This window comes from Streptomyces sp. NPDC012466, assembly GCF_042955215.1.
Lineage (GTDB): Bacteria > Actinomycetota > Actinomycetes > Streptomycetales > Streptomycetaceae > Streptomyces.
Genome location: NZ_JBIBEQ010000003.1, coordinates 374683 through 392004, shown reverse-complemented (window position 1 = coordinate 392004; position 17322 = coordinate 374683). Strand labels below are relative to the sequence as shown.

Below are 17322 nucleotides of genomic sequence, written 5' to 3'. Positions count from 1 at the left end.
GGCCGTGGGGCCGCCGAGGGCCGGCGGTCTCCCAGGGAGGCGACATGGCTGCCCGCCACCGGACGCGCCGGGCGACGGGAGGGGCGGCCCTGGCGCCGGCCCTGTCCGCCGTGCTCGCGGGCTGCAGCGGTGACGAGAGCCCGGCGGACACCGCGCGGAAGGCGGAGTCCGCAGTGGGGTCCATCGCCTCGGAGGCCTCCGAGGCGGTCGGGTCCGCCACGGCCGAGGCCGGACAGCGGCTCGACGCCATCCGGGGCGGCACCGACGTCAAGGACGACGTGAGGACCGGCCCACTCGTCACCGGGTCCGACGGCCGGGCCCGCACGGAGGTCACCGTCCGCAACACCGACGACGCGTCCCGGTCCTTCGCCGTCCAGGTCGACTTCCGGGACGCCGGGGGACGGCTGGTCGACACGGTCATCGTCACGGTGGACCACGTGCAGACCGGCCACTCCGCCACGGCCACCGCCCGCGGCACCCGCGACCTGCCCGGGGAGGTCCGGGCGGAGGTGGCCCGGGCGCTGCGCTACTGACCGGAGCCGGGCTCCGTCACGGAGATGTCGATCTGGTCGCTCATCGCGCTCACCCCGTTCAGGGTGGCGACCGCCTGGAGCCGGTTGGCGCCCGCCGGGAGGCCGGGGCCCGGGACGCAGGACCAGGTGCCGTCGGCGGCGGCGGTGGTCGCGCAGGCCTCCTGATCGTCCTTGTCGCGGACGGTGACCTGGGCGCCCGGGTGGGCCGTGCCGGAGATCTCCGGCCGGGTGGCCAGCGGTACACCGGACAGCGGGCGGGTCAGCGTCGGCCCGGCCAGGCCCACGGTCACGGCACACCGACCCACGGCCCGCGCAACGCCCCGGGCGTCGGTGACGCGCAGGGCACAGTCGCGCAGCCGGGTGCCCGGGACGGCGTCCCCGGGCACGGCCAGCACGAAGGGGAACACCCGGTCCGGTCCGGCCGCGTCGCCGGTGACGGTGTAGGTCGCGCTGCGCCCGTCGGCGGCGACCGAGCCGCGGTGGCCGGAGGCGTCGAGCGGCGTGCGGATCACCCGGGTGCCCCGGGGTGCGGTGAGCGTCAGCGTCGCGCCCTCAGCGGCCTCCGGGACGCCCGCGATCTCGACGACGCCCTCCCGGCCGGGTGCGATGGTCGCGGCACCCCACAGCCCGCCGTCCCGGGCCAGCGCCGGCGCACCGGGAAGCGCGAGCACCCCCACCGCGAGGGCCCCCGCCACGGCTGCTGTCCTGCTGTACCAGTTCATCGCGGGCGGGGCTCCCTGTCCGTGTCCGGGCTGTCGAAGACACTCCGCCGACGATTCTCACGACGGTCCCCGCTGGTGGCACGCCCCGCGGGGCCACGCGAGTGGGCCCCGCGCCCCGAAGGGGCGCGGGGAACCGCGCGACCAGCCACGACGGCGCCGCACACGATGGACGACCTCCACAGGGCCGCCCGCGGAGCGCTCAGCGTCCGAGCCACGCCGTCGTGTCCGGGCCGAGCCGGCCGTCCTCCAGGGGCGCGCTGGTCAGCAGGACCTCACCGGCCGGCAGCCCGACCGGCGCGTCGGACAGGTTCGTGACGCAGCGCCAGCCCTCGCAGCGGTCGAACCGGAGCACGCCGTCCGGGGCGTCCGCCGCCCAGGTCAGCTCCTCGCCGTCGAGGAGTTTGCGGCGCAGCCGCAGGGCGGTGCGGTACAGCTCTAGGGTGGAGCCCTCGACTCCGTCCTGCGCCTCGACGGCGTAGGCGGCGAAGCCGGGCGGCTGCGGCAGCCAGGCACCGCCGGGCCCGAAGCCGTACGAGGGTCCGGCCGTCGTCCACGGCAGGGGCACCCGGCAGCCGTCGCGGCCCTTGCGGACGTGGCCCGTCTGCTCCCAGATCGGGTCCTGGAGCACTTCGGTGGGCAGGTCGGGGACCTCGGGCAGGCCGAGTTCCTCGCCCTGGTAGACGTAGGCCGAGCCGGGCAGCGCCAGCATCAGCAGGGTGGCCGCCCGGGCCCGGCGCAGCCCGGCCGCCGGGTCGACGGCCGGGGCGTGGCCGCCGGACAGCAGCCAGGCGTTGAGGTCGGTGTCCGGCGGCAGCATCAGACGGGAGGCGTGCCGGATCACGTCGTGGTTGGACAGCACCCAGGTGGCCGAGGCGCCCGCGGCCCGGGCGGTGGCGAGCGAGTCGGTGATGACCTGCCTGAGCTCGTCCGCGTCCCAGCCGGCCTCCAGGTACTCGAAGTTGAAGGCCTGGCCCAGCTCGTCCGGGCGGGCGTACAGGGCGCGCCGGGCGCCGGGCACCCACGCCTCGGCGACGGCCATGCGAGGCGGGCGGTAGGCGTCGAGGATCTTGCGCCAGTCGCGGTAGATCTCGTGCACGTCGTCGCGGTCGTAGAAGGGGTGGGTGCCGGGCGGCAGCGCGGTGAGTGCCTCCTCGCGGCTCAGCTCGGGCCGGCCGAGGTCGCGCAGCGGTTCGCTCAGGTCCTTGACGAGGGCGTGGGCGACGTCCACCCGGAAGCCGTCGACCCCGCGGTCGGACCAGAAGCGCAGGGTGGTGCGGTAGTCGGCGCGGACCTCCTGGTTCTCCCAGTTGAGGTCGGGCTGTTCGGGGGCGAACAGGTGCAGGTACCACTGGCCGTCGGGCACCCGCTTCCACGCGCTGCCGCCGAAGACGGACTGCCAGTCGGTGGGCGGGAGTTCGCCGTGCTCGCCGCGGCCGTCGCGGAAGACGTAGCGGTCGCGGGCCGCCGAGCCGGGACCCGCGGACAGGGCCTCCTCGAACCACGCGTGCCGGTGCGAGGAGTGGTTGGGCACGATGTCGACGATGACCTTCAGTCCGAGGCGGTGGGCCTCGCCGACCAGGGCGTCGAAGTCGTCGAGGGTGCCCAGGCGCGGGTCGACGCCCCGGGGGTCGGCGACGTCGTAGCCGCCGTCGGCGAGCTCGGAGGGGTAGAAGGGGCTCAGCCACAGGGCGTCCACGCCCAGGGCGGCGAGGTGGGTGAGGCGGCGGGTGATGCCGCGCAGGTCACCGAGTCCGTCGCCGTCGGCGTCGGCGAAGCTGCGCGGGTAGATCTGGTAGACGACGGCCTGGCGCCACCAGTCCGGATCCCGGGAGGACAGGTCGAGGGTGGAGCGATCGGTCACGCGGTCTCCTTCGAAGGGCATACGGGCGACAGCATTGAATCTGTCCAGAATGCCGGAAAAAGGAACCATCGCGTTGATCGGAGTGATCCATTCCTGCTGTGATGAAAGTGTGATGGCAGAGCAACTTCCTTTGCATCAGCGCAGGTTGACAGCGTGCTGCGACGCCGCCACGATGGGGGCTCACTGAGGCGCATGTGACCTATGAGCCCAGTGTTTCTCAGACCACTCACCCCCCGGTGCGGCCCGGCAGCCGTGCGCCGCGCGCTGCCCGCATGCCGCCACCCGGGTTCTGCACACGCCAAGAAATGGGATACGCATGTCCATAGCGAGACGTGTCACCGCGCGCCGCCTGCTGGGGACGGGCGCCGCGGCCCTCGCCCTCTGCGCCGCCTCCGCCACCACCGCGTTCGCCACCGGTACGCCCGGCGGCGACGGCTGGTCGTCCGGCGGCAGCTACCAGCCCGGTACCGGCGCGGGCACGGAGACCGGGACCGACCGCTGCCAGTTCTCGCTCGACGGCACGAACTTCTACGACTCGGTCAAGGTCGACGACCAGAACCTGAAGCCGACCGACGACGGCAAGGTCCACATCAAGGTCCGCACCGCCGGTGACGCGGTCACCTGCACGGCCTCCCTCGCGTCCTACCTCGCGCACGGCGCGACGTTCGCGACCTCCGGCGAGCAGGTGTTCGTCGACTTCGACACGGTGACGGTCAAGCCGGGCGCCACCGACTCGCTCGACATCGCCATCCCGGACAAGGGCTGCTTCGGGCAGATCGACCTCTACCGGGGCGCCGTGAAGTTCGACGGCGAGCTCGACGCGAAGGACGGCTTCGAGCACGGCGAGCTGCCCAAGGGCCCGGACCGCCCGGTCATCAAGGACAAGCTGATCGCGGCCTGGAACGGCGGCACGAAGGACTGCACGACCCCGCCGCCGGCGGAGGAGGAGCCCCCGGCCTCCACGCCGCCCGCGTCCCCCTCCGAGCCGGCCGAGGAGACGACCCCTCCGGCGTCCCCGTCCGAGCCGGCCGAGCCCTCGACGCCGCCGTCCTCCGACACGGACACGCCCACCCCGAGCGCCTCCGAGTCGACGCCCACCGCTCCCAAGCCGAACGGTGGCGGCGGTGACCTCGCCGAGACCGGCGCCAACAGCAGCACCGGCCCGATCGCCTTCGGCGCGGCGGCCCTGCTGGCGGGCGGCGCGGCCCTCGTCGTCGTGACCCGCCGCCGTGCGGCCAAGCGCGGCGCGTAGGACGTCCGAGCCTGAAGAGCGCCCGGTGCGCTGTCGTCCGGCGGCGACAGCGCACCGGGCGCTCTCATGTCCCGGCGGCGATCACACCTCGACCGTCGCCAGGTACAGCTTCACGTAGCGCTCCACGTCCACGTCCAGCGCCACGTCGACCAGCGGCTGTTCGCGCGTGCCCTCGTGCAGTTCCGACTCGCCGGGCCGGGCGCGGCGGTCCACGATCGTCATGCCGCGTGTCGGTCCGGGCGCGAGGGAGACGTCCACCGGGAGGCGGTGGGTCGTCAGGCCCTCCGGGTCGGCGACCGCGCACACCGCACCCGCGTCACCGAGACCGCCGGCCGTCTCGGAGGGGTCGTCGGGACGGCTGTCCGGGTGGGCGGGGCGGTGGGCGAGCAGCTCCCCGGCCAGCCGCGCCCCCGGCTCGCCGCTCGCGCGCAGCCTGCGCACCTGTGCCGCCGGGACCACGACCCGCGTGAACACGTCCAGCCCGTACATCGTGATCGGCACCCCGGCGGTGAGCAGGATCGCGGCCGCCTCCGGGTCGTGCCAGACGTTGAACTCCGCGACGGGCGTGGCGTTCCCGACGGCCGCCGCGCCGCCCATGAAGACGATCCGCTCGATGTTGCGGACCACCTCCGGATGCGTACGCAGGAGCAGCGCGATGTTCGTGAGCGGTGCCGTGGGGATGAGCGTGACCGGGCGCGGGGAGGCGAGGATCTCGCGGCGCAGCAGCGTCACCGCGTCGACGTCGGCGGGCCCCCGCGTCGGCTCGGGCAGGCCCAGGTCGCCCATGCCGTCGTGTCCGTGCACGTGCCGCGCGGACCGGGGGGCCTCGATCAGCGGCCGCTCGGCGCCCCGGGCCACGGGGATCTCGGGGGCGCCCGCCTGTTCCAGCACCGTCAGGGTGTTGCGGACGACGCCGTCCACGTCCGTGTTCCCGGCCACGCAGGTGATCGCCCGCACGTCGAGCGCCGGGTGCCGGACGGCGAACAGCAGGGCGAGGGCGTCGTCGACGCCGGTGTCGCAGTCGATGATCACCGGGATGCGCTGACCGTCCGTCACGGCGGGGACTCCTTCCAGTGGTCCGCGGGGAAGCTCCGTGACAGCGACCCTACGGCCCGCGGGACGGCCCGCCGCGGGCGCGTGGCGTCAGGACCGCCGTATCGCCGTGACGTCGAAGTCCAGCGCCACCTTCCGGCCGACCATGCCGCGGGCCCCGCCGACGCCCCAGGCCCCCCGGTCGATCACCGTGCGGCCCGTGAAGGCGGCCAGGAAGGCGCCCTGCGGGTCGTGGCCGGCGCCGGTCGGTTCGAAGTCCACGGTGACCTGCCCCCTCACGCCGCGCACGGTCAGGTCGCCGGTGACCTGGAAGCGGGTCCCACCGGCCTGCTCCACGCGGGTCGAGGTGAAGGTGAGGGCCGGGTGGGCGTCCGCGTCGAGGAAGTCGGCGCCGTCGCAGATGCCCGTCGCGCTCCGGCCGTGGACGGCGCACTGACCGGCGCCGCCGGACCCACGAACGGACGCGGCGATGATTTCGGCCCCGGCGGCCGGTCGTTACCGGGAGGAGACGGAAGGAGTCCCGCCATGCCCGCACAACGACCCACGACCGAGCTCGACGCCCGCTACAGCTCCGCGCTCAACCCCCGCCCGGGTGCCTCGCAGGTCACGGCCACCGAATGGGCCGAGGCGCAACGCCGGCTGGAGGCCGCCGAGATCTTCTGGGTGTCCACGGTGCGGCCCGACGGCCGGCTGCACGTCACGCCCTGCATCGCCGCCTGGCACGAGGGAGCGCTGTACTTCTCCACCGGCCGCCGGGAGCAGAAGGCGAAGAACCTCGCACACGACGCCCACTGCGCCCTGACCACCGGGGCGAACGCGCTCACCGAGGGGTTCGACGTCGTGGTCGAGGGCACGGCGGAGCCGGTCGCCGACCGTGCGCTGCTGGAGGAGGTGATCACGGCGTACGAGACGAAGTACGGGCCGCACATCACCTCCCCCGAGGGCACCTTCCACGGGATCGGGGACGCGTTCCGCAGCGGCGAGGCGGTGGTGTTCGCGGTGTCCCCGGACAGCGCGTACGGCTTCGGCCGGGACAACGGGGTCTACAGCCACACGCGCTGGACGTTCTGAACCCTGGTGGACCCGCCCTACGACGGGTCCCACAGCGCGGTGCCCCGGGCCGCCACGCGGTCGCCGATCCGGCGCAGCAGTTCGGCGCCGGGCAGGGCGTCCGGCCGGGTGCCGTCGCGCAGGCGGGGTGCCGCGAGACCGGCGGCGGCCTCCCGCCCGCCGATCACCGCCTGGTAGGGGACCAGCCGGCCGGCGCGGATCCGGGCGGCGAGGGTGCCCTGCTCGGGGCCGCTGACCTCGGCGCGCAGGCCGAGCTCCCGCGCGCGCCCCGCCAGGGCGTGGGCGGCGTCGTCCTGCTCGTCCCCCACCGGCAGGACGGCCAGCTGCACCGGGGCCAGCCACGGCGGGAAGGCGCCACCGTGCTCCTCGAGGAGGTGGGCGACCGCGCGCTCCACGCTGCCGATGATGCTGCGGTGCACCATGACCGGGCGGTGTTTCGCCCCGTCGGGGCCGATGTAGTGCAGGTCGAACCGTTCGGGCTGGTGGAAGTCGATCTGGACGGTGGAGAGGGTGGCCTCCCGGCCGGCCGGGTCGGTGATCTGCACGTCGATCTTGGGGCCGTAGAAGGCCGCCTCGCCCTCGGCCGCCTCGTACGGGATGCCGGAGCCGTCCAGAACCTCCCTCAGCAGGGCGGTGGCGCGCCCCCACAGCTCCGGATCGGCCACGTACTTGCCGCCCTCGCCGGGCAGGGACAGCCGGTACCGGGCCGCGCGGATGCCGAGGTCCGCGTAGGCGCGGCCGATCAGCTCCAGCGCGGCACGGGCCTCCTCCACGGCCTGGTCCAGGGTGCAGAAGATGTGCGCGTCGTTGAGGGTGATGGCCCGCACCCGGGTCAGACCGCCGAGCACGCCGGACAGCTCCGAGCGGTACATACCACCCAACTCGGCCATGCGAAGGGGTAGTTCGCGGTAACTGTGGGCGCGGGAACGGTAGATCAGGGCGTGGTGGGGACAGAGACTGGGGCGCAGCAGGACCTGCTCGGCGCCCACGTCCATCGGCGGGAACATGTCGTCGCCGTAGTGGTCCCAGTGCCCGGAGATCTCGTACAGCTCGCGTTTGCCGAGGGCGGGTGAGTACACGTGCCGGTAGCCGGCCCGCCGTTCCGCGTCACGGATGTACTCCTCCAGGGTGTGCCGCACGATCGCGCCGTCGGGCAGCCAGTACGGCAGCCCCGCGCCCATCAGCGGATCGGTGTCGAACAGGTCCAGTTCACGGCCGAGCCGGCGGTGGTCGTGCATGGTGGCTCCTCTGGGTCGGAGGCGAGCACCACACGGCGAAGCCCCGGGGCACTCGCCCCGGGGCTTCGGACATCTGGGTCAGCTGTCAGCGCGCCGGGACATTCTCCGGCGTCGTCGTGGCGGACGGGAACGGCTGGACGCGCTGCATGGGCATGACCGTAACAAGGGGGCCCGGGGCGGGGCGACGGGTTTTCGGACGGGCGGCCGCGGGCGTCCCGGGGCCGCTCACCCGGACGGACCGTATCGCTGGTGGGCGGGCGGTCGCGGTGGTGCCGTAAGAGCACGTACCCGATCGTGGAGCCCGCCCCGCCCGGCGGCGCCTCCATGCCCCCACGCAGGAGGCACCCCGATGACGCATCCTCCGGCCACCCGTGCCCTCCTCGCCTCCGCGCTGTCCGTGACCGCCCTGCTGGCCACGGCCGGCTGCTCCGTCGGGGACGAGCCGCGGCCCCGGTGGTTCTCCGCCTCCGCGTCGGCCTCCGCGTCGGCCTCCGCCGCGTCACCCGCCGTCGAGCAGCCCGCCGGTTCCGGGGCCGCCCTCACCGAGGCGCAGGCCCGGGCGGTGCTCGTCACCGAGACCGATCTGGGGGAGCCGTGGGGGCCGACCCGGGGCGCGCGGACCTGGCGGGACGGGCTGCTGAAGGCGACCACGGAGGAGCGGGACTGTCAGCGGCTGCTCGACGTCCTCTACACGGAGGAGCCCTTCGGCGCCCCGAAGGGACCGCGGGCGACCTCCGCGCTCGACGACGGGGACACCGACGCCCAGCTGCGCTACCAGGTCGCCGCCCATCGCCCGGCGGACGTGGACCGCGCGCTGGGCTGGATGAAGTCGCTGCCCGGCAGGTGCGGCCAGTTCACGGCCGCGACCACCCGCGGCGGCATCCAGAACGTCGAGGTCCACGCCCTGCCGCTGCCACCGGTGGGGGAGGCCCGGCAGGCCCTGCGGGTCACACTGGCCGGCGAGTCGGAGGAGGGGGAGCTGACGTACCTCACGATGGACATCGCCGCCGTCCGCGTCGGCGAGGAGGCGATCACCCTCACCAACGGAGGCCTCGGCGAGGTGTACGCGGAGGTCACGCAGCAGGCCGCGCAGCTCGGGGCGCAGCGCCTGGCCGAGATGACGAAGCAGGCCAGGGCGCAGATCTGACGCCCCGGGTTCAGTACCGGTCGAAACGCGTGCGGTGGGCGGTCACGTCCCGTGCCACGTCCAGGGCCGTGCGCCCCCGTGCGAAGGCGTCCGCCCGCAGCCGCGCGAGCGCGTCGTCCGCGCCCACCCCGAGCTGGGCCATGATCATGCCGACGGCCTGGTAGACCTCGTCGTGGTCCGCGGCCAGCCCGCTCAGCCAGTCCTCGCCGTCCTGCGTCCCGGGCTCGTCCCCGTGCGGCAGTGCCATCAGGGCCACGGTCATGACACCGGCCACGATCCGGGCCACGTGCAGCTGGCGGTCGGTGAGTCCGCCCGGGCGGTCGCGGTACAGGTCGAGGGTGCCCACGCACACCGCGCCGCTGCCCAGTGGCACCGCGTACACCGCCCGTACCCCGGCCTCCGTCGCCTGCTGGGCGAAGACCGGCCAGCGTCCCGCGTCACGGCCCGTGGTCAGGTCGCAGGCGAGCACGGGCGCGCCCTCCTCCAGCGCGCTCTGGCAGGGGCCGTCGCCCAGCGTGGCCTGGATCTGCGCCAGGTGCGCGGCCTGCGCGCTGCTCGCGCTCAGCTGCACGGGCATGCCCTGGCTGCGCAGCGACACGCTCGCCCCGATCACCGGCAGCAGTTCCACCGCGACCTCGCACAGCCGCCCCGGCACCTCTCCCGGTTCGGCGCCCCGCACCCCTCTGGCGATCACGTCGGCGGCCCGGACTCCGTCCAGGTCCGGGCCGCCTCCCTCGCTACGGCCGGGGCCCGGGTCGCCGCCGTGGGCGCCTCGCGGGTCGTCCCTGGGCCGCACGGCCACCGCCTCCTTCGATCACCGCGGCTTCCACCATCGCCGTTCGTTTCCGGGGCTGACCGCGGGCCGGGCAGGCCGCCGGGACCTGACCTAGCGAGCAGGCCGTCGGGTGACCGGCCGCGCGGTTCGCCGGTGCGTGGCCGGGCGCAAGCCGACCCGCCTGCGCGCACCGTGCGCCCGCGCCCGGCGTGCATCAGCGCCCACGACCTCGCCCGATGCCCGCCGGGCATCGCGCCCGACACCCGCCCGGATCACTCCGAGCCCTCCCGGAGTCGTGCCCCCGACTACCCGAGGGCAGGGGGGCAAAACCCCTGTGCGGGGCCGTGGCCGTGGCGGATCGGCTCAGCGCCTCTCGTAGGGGCTGTCCGGCTGCGCCACCCGCCGTACGGAGGTGACGTCGACGACCGGCGGCCAGGCGGCGTCCGAGCCCAGCGCCCCCTCGGGGTGCCACGTGCCGGTGACCGTCACCCATGTGTCGACCGGTGGGGCCTGCGCGCCGCGCACCTCGGCCTTCGCGGTCGTGGCGTCGGCGGCGCAGCAGGAGACGAGGAGGCGGGTGACGTACCAGGTGCCGTCGGCGTCGCGGGTGACGAAGCCGGTGAGCCGGACCGTACGGCCTTGCAGGGAGCGGCCGCTGTCGTAGACCGCCCGGGAGCCGAACTCTCCGAGGGCGAGATCGACCGGGTCGCCCGCCGGCAGGGACGGGAAGGTGCCGACGCCCTGGGCGGCACGCCGGTCCGCCTCGCGCTCCGCGCTGTAGGAGCCGAGGGCGGGCGGCGGGAACAGCAGGAGGGCGAGGGCGGGCAGGGTGAGAAACCAGGCGACCCGGGGGCCGGCGGGGCCATGGCCGTGATCGTGAGCGTGCGGCTCGGGCTCCGGTGCGCCCTCGTCGGCCTCGTCGCCCTCGTCGCCCTCCGCCGCGCGTGTCACCAGCGCCACCGCCACCGCCAGCAGCACCAGCGTCACCCCGGAGATCACCAGGTACGGCCGCAGTCCCGCCTGCACGTACCGGAGGTACAGCTCGCTGAGGAGCGACACCCGCAGGATCGCCGCGCCCACGAGCGCGAGCAGTACGGCCGGTCCGTAGCGCCTCACAGCAGCCACCACCCCACCAGGACGCTGCTCACCACGGCGACCACCCATGTCGCCGCCGAGAACCGCACCGCGAAGGCCCTGCCGAACGTGCCCGTCTGCAACGCGATCAGCTTCAGGTCGACCATCGGCCCGACCACCATGAAGGCCAGTCTCGCCGTCGGGGAGAAGCCGCTCAGCGACGCCGCCACGAACGCGTCGGCCTCACTGCACACGCACAGCACGACCGCGAGCAGCGCGAGCAGCAGCACCGACAGCCAGGCCGACCCGGTGAACACCTCCAGCAGCGACCGCGGCACGACGATGTCGAACGTCGCCGCTGCCGCCGCCCCGAGGACGAGGAACCCGCCCGCGTGCAGGAAGTCGTGCTGAAGTCCGAGGACGAAGGCGCGCGGCCCGCCGGCCGGCGCCCGCGCACCGCTCCGCTTCGGCAGCCGCAGCCACTCCTCCCGCCCGAAGCGCGCCCACAGCCAGCCCATCACCACGGCCGTGCCGAGCGAGGCGAGAAGCCGGCCGAGGACCATCTCCGGCTGCCCCGGGAAGGCGATCGACGTCGCCACGAGGACGACGGGGTTGATCGCGGGCGCCGACAGCAGGAAGGCCAGCGCGGCGGCGGGCGCGACACCCCGCCGCATCAGGCTCCCCGCCACCGGCACGGACGCGCACTCGCAGCCGGGCAGCACGACCCCGGCGGCCCCGGCGACGGGCACGGCGAGCACCGTTCGGCGGGGCAGCAGCCGCTGGAACACCCGCTCGGGCACGAACGCCCCGATCGCCGCCGACACGACCGTGCCCAGCAGCAGGAACGGCACGCCCTGGACCGTGATCGCGGTGAACACCGTCCACCAGGCCGCGACGGGCGGGGTGTAGAGGTCGAGCGCCAGCATCGGCCCGAGCACCGACGCCACCGTCGCGACGGCGAGCAGCGCGGCACCGCCGAGCACGGCGTACACCAGGGCCCGCAGGCCCAGCCGTATGCCGTCGGCCATCGTTCGTCGGTTCTCCACGCACCCGCCCCGGTCGTTCACTTCCCGCAAGGAGGCTAACCCGCACGGCTGTGCGAGGGCCCGGTTTCCTCACAGAGGCGGCTGTGCGGGCGCGGGGCCGAGGGTGGTGGTGCCGGGGGCCGTACGGTGCCCGAGGCCCGTCCGGTAGGCGTCCAGGGCCGCCTCCACCCGGCCGGTCCGCCGCAGCAGGTCGCCCAGCAGCCGGCACAGGTCGGCCAGGTCACCGGCGGCGCCGGCCCGTTCCAGCAGGCTCAGGGCGCGGACGTAGTGCTCCTCGGCGTCCTCCGTGCGGCGGGCGTCCTCGGCGATGATGCCGAGCAGCCGGTGCGCGGCGGCGGAGTGGACGGCGCCGCGCTCGGGGGACAGGTGACCGAGGACGTCGTGCAGCAGGGCCGCCGCCTCGTCGGACCTGCCGCGCTTGTGCAGCACGTCGGCCAGCTCGACGGTGACCTGGCTGCTGTACAAGGCGGCGCGCTTGGCCGACAGCATGCCGAGGGCCTCCCGCAGTTCGGCCTCCGCCCGCTCCAGCTGTCCGTCCTGGGCGTAGACGTAGCCGCGCATCCAGTGGCAGTTGGCGAGTTCGGTGCGGATCCGCAGGCCCCGGTACAGCTCGGCGGCCTTGGCCAGGGAGGCGTCGGCCTCGGCGAGGCGGCCCTCGGCGACCAGGGTGCGGGCGACGGACCGGTGCATGCGGGCGACCAGGGCGGGGTCGCCGGACTGCGGGGCCAGCGCCAGGGCGAACTCGGCGGCCTGCGCGGCCCGGGCGTGCGCGCCCATGTCCATGTAGGGGCCGATGGCGCTGGCGTAGAGCAGCAGCAGGGCGTCGGGGTCGTGCAGTCCGCCGCGGTTGAGTTCGTCGAGCGTGGTCTCCAGCAGGTAGACGGCGTACCGGAGCTCACCGGCGAGGTAGTGCGCCACGGCCCGGCCGCGCAGGGCCGGGACCCGGGCGGGCAGCGGCGCGTCGGCCAGCCGCTCCTCGGCCCGCTCGAAGTACTGCCGGCCGGCCACGAGCTCGCCCGTCTCCAGAGCGCACTCGCCGAGCCCGAGCAGGGCGGCGGACTGCTCGGCGGCCAGGTTGTGCGTCCCGGCCTCGACGAGCAGCTCGGCGTACTGTTCGGCCGCCGCCTCGGCCTCGCCGATCGCGAGGGTGCGCTGCGCCTCGGTCAGCCGCAGCCGCAGCCCGGTGACGAGCCGGGCCGAGCGTCCGCCGGCGAGCTCGTCGAAGGCGACGCCGAGCCGTTCCGCGAGATGCCGCAGGGCGTCGTCGGAGGGCCGCACCCGGCCCGACTCCAGGGTGGAGATGTAGGCCGGTGTGTACACGGGTTCCGCCAACTGCCGCTGGGTCAGTCCGCGTTCCACACGCAACCGCTGCACCCGGCGACCGATGGTCCCTGGATCGTCACGCTCCCCCACGCCAACTCCCCCTGCGCCTCTTGCCGTTCGACCTGAACTGCCCCTAGGTTAAACGGAGTGTTAAGCCGCATTGTCGAACACGCTTAACACGCTGCCCCGTAGTCGCCGCCCCAGTTGCGAGGTCGCCGTGCTCGAACGCACACGCACCGCCGAGCGGTACGCCCGAGGCTTCACCGCCGCCCTCGTCGCCGTGGCGACCCTGCTGCTCGCGGCGAACGCGGGCCCGGCGCGAGCCGAGGCCCCGCACCACGGCCCGCGGGCCGTCGCCGGCTCCCGCTGAGCGCCGGACGCTTCGGGCGGACAGGCTCCGGCGACCAGGGGTCCGGTCGCCGGGTCGCCCTTCAGCGGGGAAGGCGCCGGTGTTCCGCACGCGAGCCCCTTTGTCACATGGTGGCGCGGTCAACCGGCTTCTCGCCTCGTCCCACCGGGCGTACCTCTCGGCCCTGACACCATCGAACGGACGCCCAACGTTCCGCCGGTCCAAGGCAATTCCGGCTCATTGCCCGGACCCGCACCGACACGGACGTGCCTCCGTCCGCCCGAGGAGAACCGGCCGGATGCACCTGGCCACGCCCGGGCCCTGCGGGGACCGATGTGCCGCTCCGTCCTCGCGCCCCGGGGACCGGGTGGGCGGGAACTGTGCGTGGAGGTCACGGGCACCTGCCCGCGGGCACCGCTGTCCACAGCTGTGGAAGAAGGCGCCGAGGACGGACGCGGCGTGCTGATCGTCGACGCCATCACAGACCGGCGGGGGTGCGATCCGCTGCCCCACCGGCCCGGTTCGGCCGCCTGATTCGCGTGTGACGCGCTCAAGGAATTCGGTCAGCGGGAATTACCGCGTGAGCGAATATAGCGCCACCCGAAATAGAGAATTCCAGCTGCGCCACCGACCGCACCCACGGCGCATGCCGCTGTCGCCCACGTGGCCATGTCGTGAGTGATCCACAGCAGACTCACCGCGGCCAGCGCCACGGAGAACAGCAGGCGTTCTCCATAGCCCGGCCCGCGCCGGCCGGTCAGTCCCCGGTAGCCGTGCACTTGTACGTCACGCCCTTCATCCTGATGTCGCGGTACCCCACCTTCACCGACACGTCGGTGGGCGCGACGTCCGTTCCACCACCGCCGCCGCTCTCCTTCTTCCGGCAGTAGTAGCCGAGCGCATCGAGCTTCTTGATGTCACTCATGGCCTGGTACTTCTTGTACGACGCGATCATGGCGGCCCGCCTTTCCGCAGGCGTGGCCTCCTTCGCCTTCGTGTACGCGTAGCACCCGATGCTCGCGCCGATCCCCACCCATGAGGCGCCCTTGGCCAGTGCCTTGGTGAGGCCTGCCGCGCCACTGCCGATCCCCAGGACCGCGCAGATCTCGTCCGCTCCCGCGCGCACTTCCGGCTGTGCCGGAGCCGCCTGAGCGGCCTGCGCTCCGACACCGCACAGCGCGCCGGTCATGGCGAAGGCGATTACGGAAGAAATTCCCTTGCTTCGTATGCTCACGAAGTCCATCCCCGTTTTCATGAATTGCATGGTCAGTGCGAAATTGAGGCTACCCACGAGGACGGGCGTCCGCAATGGAGAAACTGTGAACATCACCGGGAGGAAATTCAACCGGTAAAACCTTCCTCAACACCTCGCCAGGACTTCTCTTGATGAGGGTTTGTGTGACGGCGCCGTACAACTGCGCGCGGAGGGTGCTGCACCGCCTCGCTCAGGGCGGGCAGCCACACCCGGCTCAGCCCTGGATCTGCAACTGCCTCAGCTGCCGCTGCACATGGTCCAGCGCCCCTTCGCGCCGCCCGGGCACCCTGCCGCGCAACGCGGCGAGCGCGGCGCCCAGTTCACGGGCGGGGATGGTGTCGCGGACCTGGCTCCACTGGTGGTGCGCCCGGTCCACGGCAGCCTCGACGGCGGGGGCGTCCGGCGCCTGGCCGGCGTTCAGGCGGGCGCCGGCGATCATCAGCCAGGTGCGGCAGCTGCGGGCGGCGTCCCCGGCGAACATCGCCAGATCGGCGCGGACTTCGGCCCAGTGCAGGGCCTCTTCGGAGGCGGGCCCGTGCGCGGTGACGGCGAGCTGCTCGTGCCGGGCGGCGAGCGCGTCCGCGTCGGCGTGCCGGCCGGACTGGACCGCGGCGGTGATGGCGGCGTGCGGATCCCCGCCCGTCGGACCCGGTGTGTTCAGCACCAGGTCCGTGCCCGCGCTCTCGGGCGCGATCCGGGTCAGCGCCTGCTGGTGCAGTTGCTCGACCGGCGGCCGGAACCCGCTGCGCAGGATCGTCGCGACAGCCTTCATGTACGCCGGTTGCGCGACCGTGCGCCGGGACGGCGGTGGGGCGATGCGACCGTGAACGGCGTTGCCGCGGCCCGAGTCCAGCGGGGTGCCGCGCAGCGACTGCCAGGTCTCGGCGTCGGCGTGCAGGTCGAGCAGCAGGGTCGTGGCGCCGGCCGGTCTGAGCCGCAGTTCCTCCCGGAACCAGTGCCAGGGGAAGGCCGTGTAGCGGGTGGTGGAGGCGGTGGTGCGGGCCAGCGCGAGGTGGGGCAGGCGCTGCCGGCGGTCGAGCTGGAGCTGGCCGGTGACGTACACGGTGAGGGGGCCGGGGGCCGCGGCGGCGGCGCGCAGCCGGGTGAGGACGGCCTGCGGCTCCAGCGGGTCGGCGAGTTCGACGACGTTCGCGGTGTCGGTGCCGGACAGCACGGCGGGTGCCACGGCGGCGAGTACGGGGAGCACGGAGGCGGCGTCCACCAGGCGCCCCTTGCCCACCGGCGAGGCCGCCAGCAGCAGCACGGTTCCGGGCATCGCCCCACCCCCTGTGTCGATCACGTACGTCAGCACCGTAACGGCTGCGGCTGCAAAGGTGGGTCTCAGGACCGCAAACGTCCGCCTTCGGGGGCTTCGCACCGGGCTCTCCTGCGGACGGCGAACACCGTGGTGTCGTCGGCGAGGTGCCCGCCGCCGTGCCGCAGCGTGCCGTCCCTGACGAAGGCCGCCAGGCGGGCCGGTTCGGCGGTGCCCGGGTCCTCGGCGACCGCCCGGGCCAGTTCGTCGGCGAGCGGGTAGAACGCCCCGGTGCCGTCCCGGGTCTCCGTCACCCCGTCCGTCACCAGCAGCAGCGTCTCGTCACCGCTGATCCGCCACCGCCGGATCTCCGCGGGCCCGGGCGCGAGGCCCCGGAAGCCGAGCGGCAGCCCCGCTCCGGCCGACAGGGTGCGCACCTCGCCCCGCCCGACGGCGAGCGGCGGTTCGTGCCCGAACAGCAGGACGTCCACCGCCTCCTGGTCGTCGTCGGGGAAGGCGAGCAGGACGGCCGTGGCGAACCGGTCGCCGTCCGAGCGGCCCAGGGCGACGGTGTGCTCGCGGTGCCGGGTCATCCGTGTCTCCAGCCGCTCGGCGACCGTCGCCAGGTCCGCCTCGTGGTACGCGGCCTCGCGGAACGTGCCGAGCAGCGCGGCCGCCGCCTCCACCGCGCCCAGGCCCTTGCCCTGCACGTCGCCGACCAGGACGCGGGTGCCGTGCGGGCCGGGCTGGATGTCGTAGAAGTCGCCGCCGACACGGGCGTGGGCGTCGGCGGTGAGGTAGACACCGGCATGGTCGAGGCCGCCCCAGCCGGGGGGCAGCGGGCGCAGTACCGTGCGCCGGATGGTGTCGGTGACGTCGCCCATGTGCAGGGCGCGGTGCTCGTCGCGCACACGGATCACGCAGGCCAGGACGGCGAGGATGCCGCCGAGGGCGACGAGGACGAAGTCGGCGCGGCCGGCCCGGTATTCGTGCGGCCAGGCGCTGTCGGCGACGACGTACGTCACCAGGGAGAGGACCGCGAACAGGGCCGTGCCCCACACTCCGCAGAGCGCGGCGGCGATACCCGGTACCAGCACGATCCAGGAGATCATCCGGAACTCGCCGATGGTGTGGTAGTCGGCCACCGCGATGGCGACGAGGAGCAGCAGCGGCGGCACCCAGGCCACGCTGCGGCCCCGCACCCGCAGCAGCTCCTGCCGCCGCACGGCCGTCCGGCCCCCGGCCCGGGCGTACCGGACGAGCGGGCCGTGCCCCCTGCGGTGGCGGCTCACGGCCCCAGCGAAACACGCGGCGGGACCGGCCGCATCCCGTTCCGTGCGCTGCGCCGACTTGCCAGGGTGTCCCGGC

General features: G+C 74.3%; 17 protein-coding genes. 5 read left to right on the top strand and 12 right to left on the bottom strand.

Features of this window, described 5'->3' with window-relative positions:
* Window positions 1-44 precede the first annotated feature (44 nt).
* Window positions 45-533, top strand: coding sequence for a hypothetical protein (locus ACFY9E_RS14175; protein WP_390982882.1), 489 nt, complete (start codon window positions 45-47; stop codon window positions 531-533).
* Here ACFY9E_RS14175 and ACFY9E_RS14170 read toward each other — a convergent pair.
* Both ACFY9E_RS14170 and ACFY9E_RS14165 read right to left on the bottom strand, forming a co-directional pair.
* The gene (locus ACFY9E_RS14170) at window positions 527-1255 is read right to left on the bottom strand and encodes a carboxypeptidase regulatory-like domain-containing protein (RefSeq protein WP_390982880.1); all 729 of its coding nucleotides are present in this window, start codon (window positions 1253-1255) and stop codon (window positions 527-529) included. The two genes, ACFY9E_RS14175 and ACFY9E_RS14170, sit on opposite strands and share 7 nt — an antisense overlap.
* Window positions 1256-1454: 199 nt before the next feature.
* Window positions 1455-3137, bottom strand: coding sequence for an alpha-amylase family glycosyl hydrolase (locus ACFY9E_RS14165; protein ID WP_390982878.1), 1683 nt, complete (start codon window positions 3135-3137; stop codon window positions 1455-1457).
* A 295-nt stretch (window positions 3138-3432) separates the two neighbouring features.
* On the opposite strand from ACFY9E_RS14165, the gene ACFY9E_RS14160 reads away from it, so the two are divergent.
* Window positions 3433-4368: an LAETG motif-containing sortase-dependent surface protein gene (locus ACFY9E_RS14160; RefSeq protein ID WP_390982875.1), complete on the top strand. Its 936-nt coding sequence runs from the start codon at window positions 3433-3435 to the stop codon at window positions 4366-4368.
* An 81-nt stretch (window positions 4369-4449) separates the two neighbouring features.
* Here ACFY9E_RS14160 and ACFY9E_RS14155 read toward each other — a convergent pair whose 3' ends face one another.
* On the bottom strand, window positions 4450-5424 hold the full coding sequence (locus tag ACFY9E_RS14155; protein WP_390982873.1) for a nucleoside hydrolase: 975 nt from the start codon (window positions 5422-5424) through the stop codon (window positions 4450-4452).
* 87 nt (window positions 5425-5511) lie between these two features.
* Window positions 5512-5757 carry a YceI family protein gene (locus ACFY9E_RS14150; RefSeq protein ID WP_390982870.1) on the bottom strand — a complete coding sequence of 82 codons (246 nt, stop codon included), beginning with the start codon at window positions 5755-5757 and terminating at the stop codon, window positions 5512-5514.
* Window positions 5758-5946: 189 nt separating this feature from the next.
* On the opposite strand from ACFY9E_RS14150, the gene ACFY9E_RS14145 reads away from it, so the two are divergent.
* Window positions 5947-6492 (top strand): pyridoxamine 5'-phosphate oxidase family protein, encoded by a 546-nt coding sequence (locus ACFY9E_RS14145; RefSeq protein WP_390982868.1) that lies wholly within the window; start codon window positions 5947-5949, stop codon window positions 6490-6492.
* Between the two features lie 17 nt (window positions 6493-6509).
* Here the strand turns inward: ACFY9E_RS14145 and thrS are convergent, their stop codons facing one another.
* Window positions 6510-7730 (bottom strand): threonine--tRNA ligase, encoded by a 1221-nt coding sequence (thrS, locus tag ACFY9E_RS14140; RefSeq protein ID WP_390982866.1) that lies wholly within the window; start codon window positions 7728-7730, stop codon window positions 6510-6512.
* 349 nt (window positions 7731-8079) lie between these two features.
* Here thrS and ACFY9E_RS14135 point away from each other — a divergent pair, with 349 nt between their 5' ends.
* The gene (locus ACFY9E_RS14135; protein ID WP_390982863.1) at window positions 8080-8877 is read left to right on the top strand and encodes a hypothetical protein; all 798 of its coding nucleotides are present in this window, start codon (window positions 8080-8082) and stop codon (window positions 8875-8877) included.
* Between the two features lie 10 nt (window positions 8878-8887).
* Here ACFY9E_RS14135 and ACFY9E_RS14130 read toward each other — a convergent pair whose 3' ends face one another.
* The 4 genes from ACFY9E_RS14130 to ACFY9E_RS14115 form a co-directional block, all read right to left on the bottom strand.
* The gene (locus tag ACFY9E_RS14130) at window positions 8888-9679 is read right to left on the bottom strand and encodes a GAF domain-containing protein (protein ID WP_390982861.1); all 792 of its coding nucleotides are present in this window, start codon (window positions 9677-9679) and stop codon (window positions 8888-8890) included.
* A gap of 336 nt (window positions 9680-10015) precedes the next feature.
* Window positions 10016-10768, bottom strand: coding sequence for a TIGR03943 family putative permease subunit (locus ACFY9E_RS14125; RefSeq protein WP_390983691.1), 753 nt, complete (start codon window positions 10766-10768; stop codon window positions 10016-10018).
* A complete protein-coding gene (locus ACFY9E_RS14120; protein ID WP_390982859.1) occupies window positions 10765-11754 on the bottom strand; it encodes a permease in 990 nt (329 codons plus the stop codon). The genes ACFY9E_RS14125 and ACFY9E_RS14120 overlap by 4 nt, the downstream gene beginning before the upstream one ends.
* Window positions 11755-11841: 87 nt before the next feature.
* The gene (locus ACFY9E_RS14115) at window positions 11842-13185 is read right to left on the bottom strand and encodes a tetratricopeptide repeat protein (RefSeq protein ID WP_390982857.1); all 1344 of its coding nucleotides are present in this window, start codon (window positions 13183-13185) and stop codon (window positions 11842-11844) included.
* 127 nt (window positions 13186-13312) lie between these two features.
* Here ACFY9E_RS14115 and ACFY9E_RS14110 point away from each other — a divergent pair, with 127 nt between their 5' ends.
* Window positions 13313-13465, top strand: coding sequence for a hypothetical protein (locus ACFY9E_RS14110; protein WP_390982854.1), 153 nt, complete (start codon window positions 13313-13315; stop codon window positions 13463-13465).
* Between the two features lie 736 nt (window positions 13466-14201).
* Here the strand turns inward: ACFY9E_RS14110 and ACFY9E_RS14105 are convergent.
* The 3 genes from ACFY9E_RS14105 to ACFY9E_RS14095 form a co-directional block, all read right to left on the bottom strand.
* Complete coding sequence (locus tag ACFY9E_RS14105; protein ID WP_390982852.1) at window positions 14202-14771, bottom strand: hypothetical protein; 570 nt, start codon at window positions 14769-14771, stop codon at window positions 14202-14204.
* Between the two features lie 142 nt (window positions 14772-14913).
* Window positions 14914-15975 (bottom strand): hypothetical protein, encoded by a 1062-nt coding sequence (locus ACFY9E_RS14100; RefSeq protein ID WP_390982849.1) that lies wholly within the window; start codon window positions 15973-15975, stop codon window positions 14914-14916.
* Between the two features lie 65 nt (window positions 15976-16040).
* On the bottom strand, window positions 16041-17246 hold the full coding sequence (locus ACFY9E_RS14095) for a SpoIIE family protein phosphatase (RefSeq protein ID WP_390982847.1): 1206 nt from the start codon (window positions 17244-17246) through the stop codon (window positions 16041-16043).
* Window positions 17247-17322 lie beyond the last annotated feature (76 nt).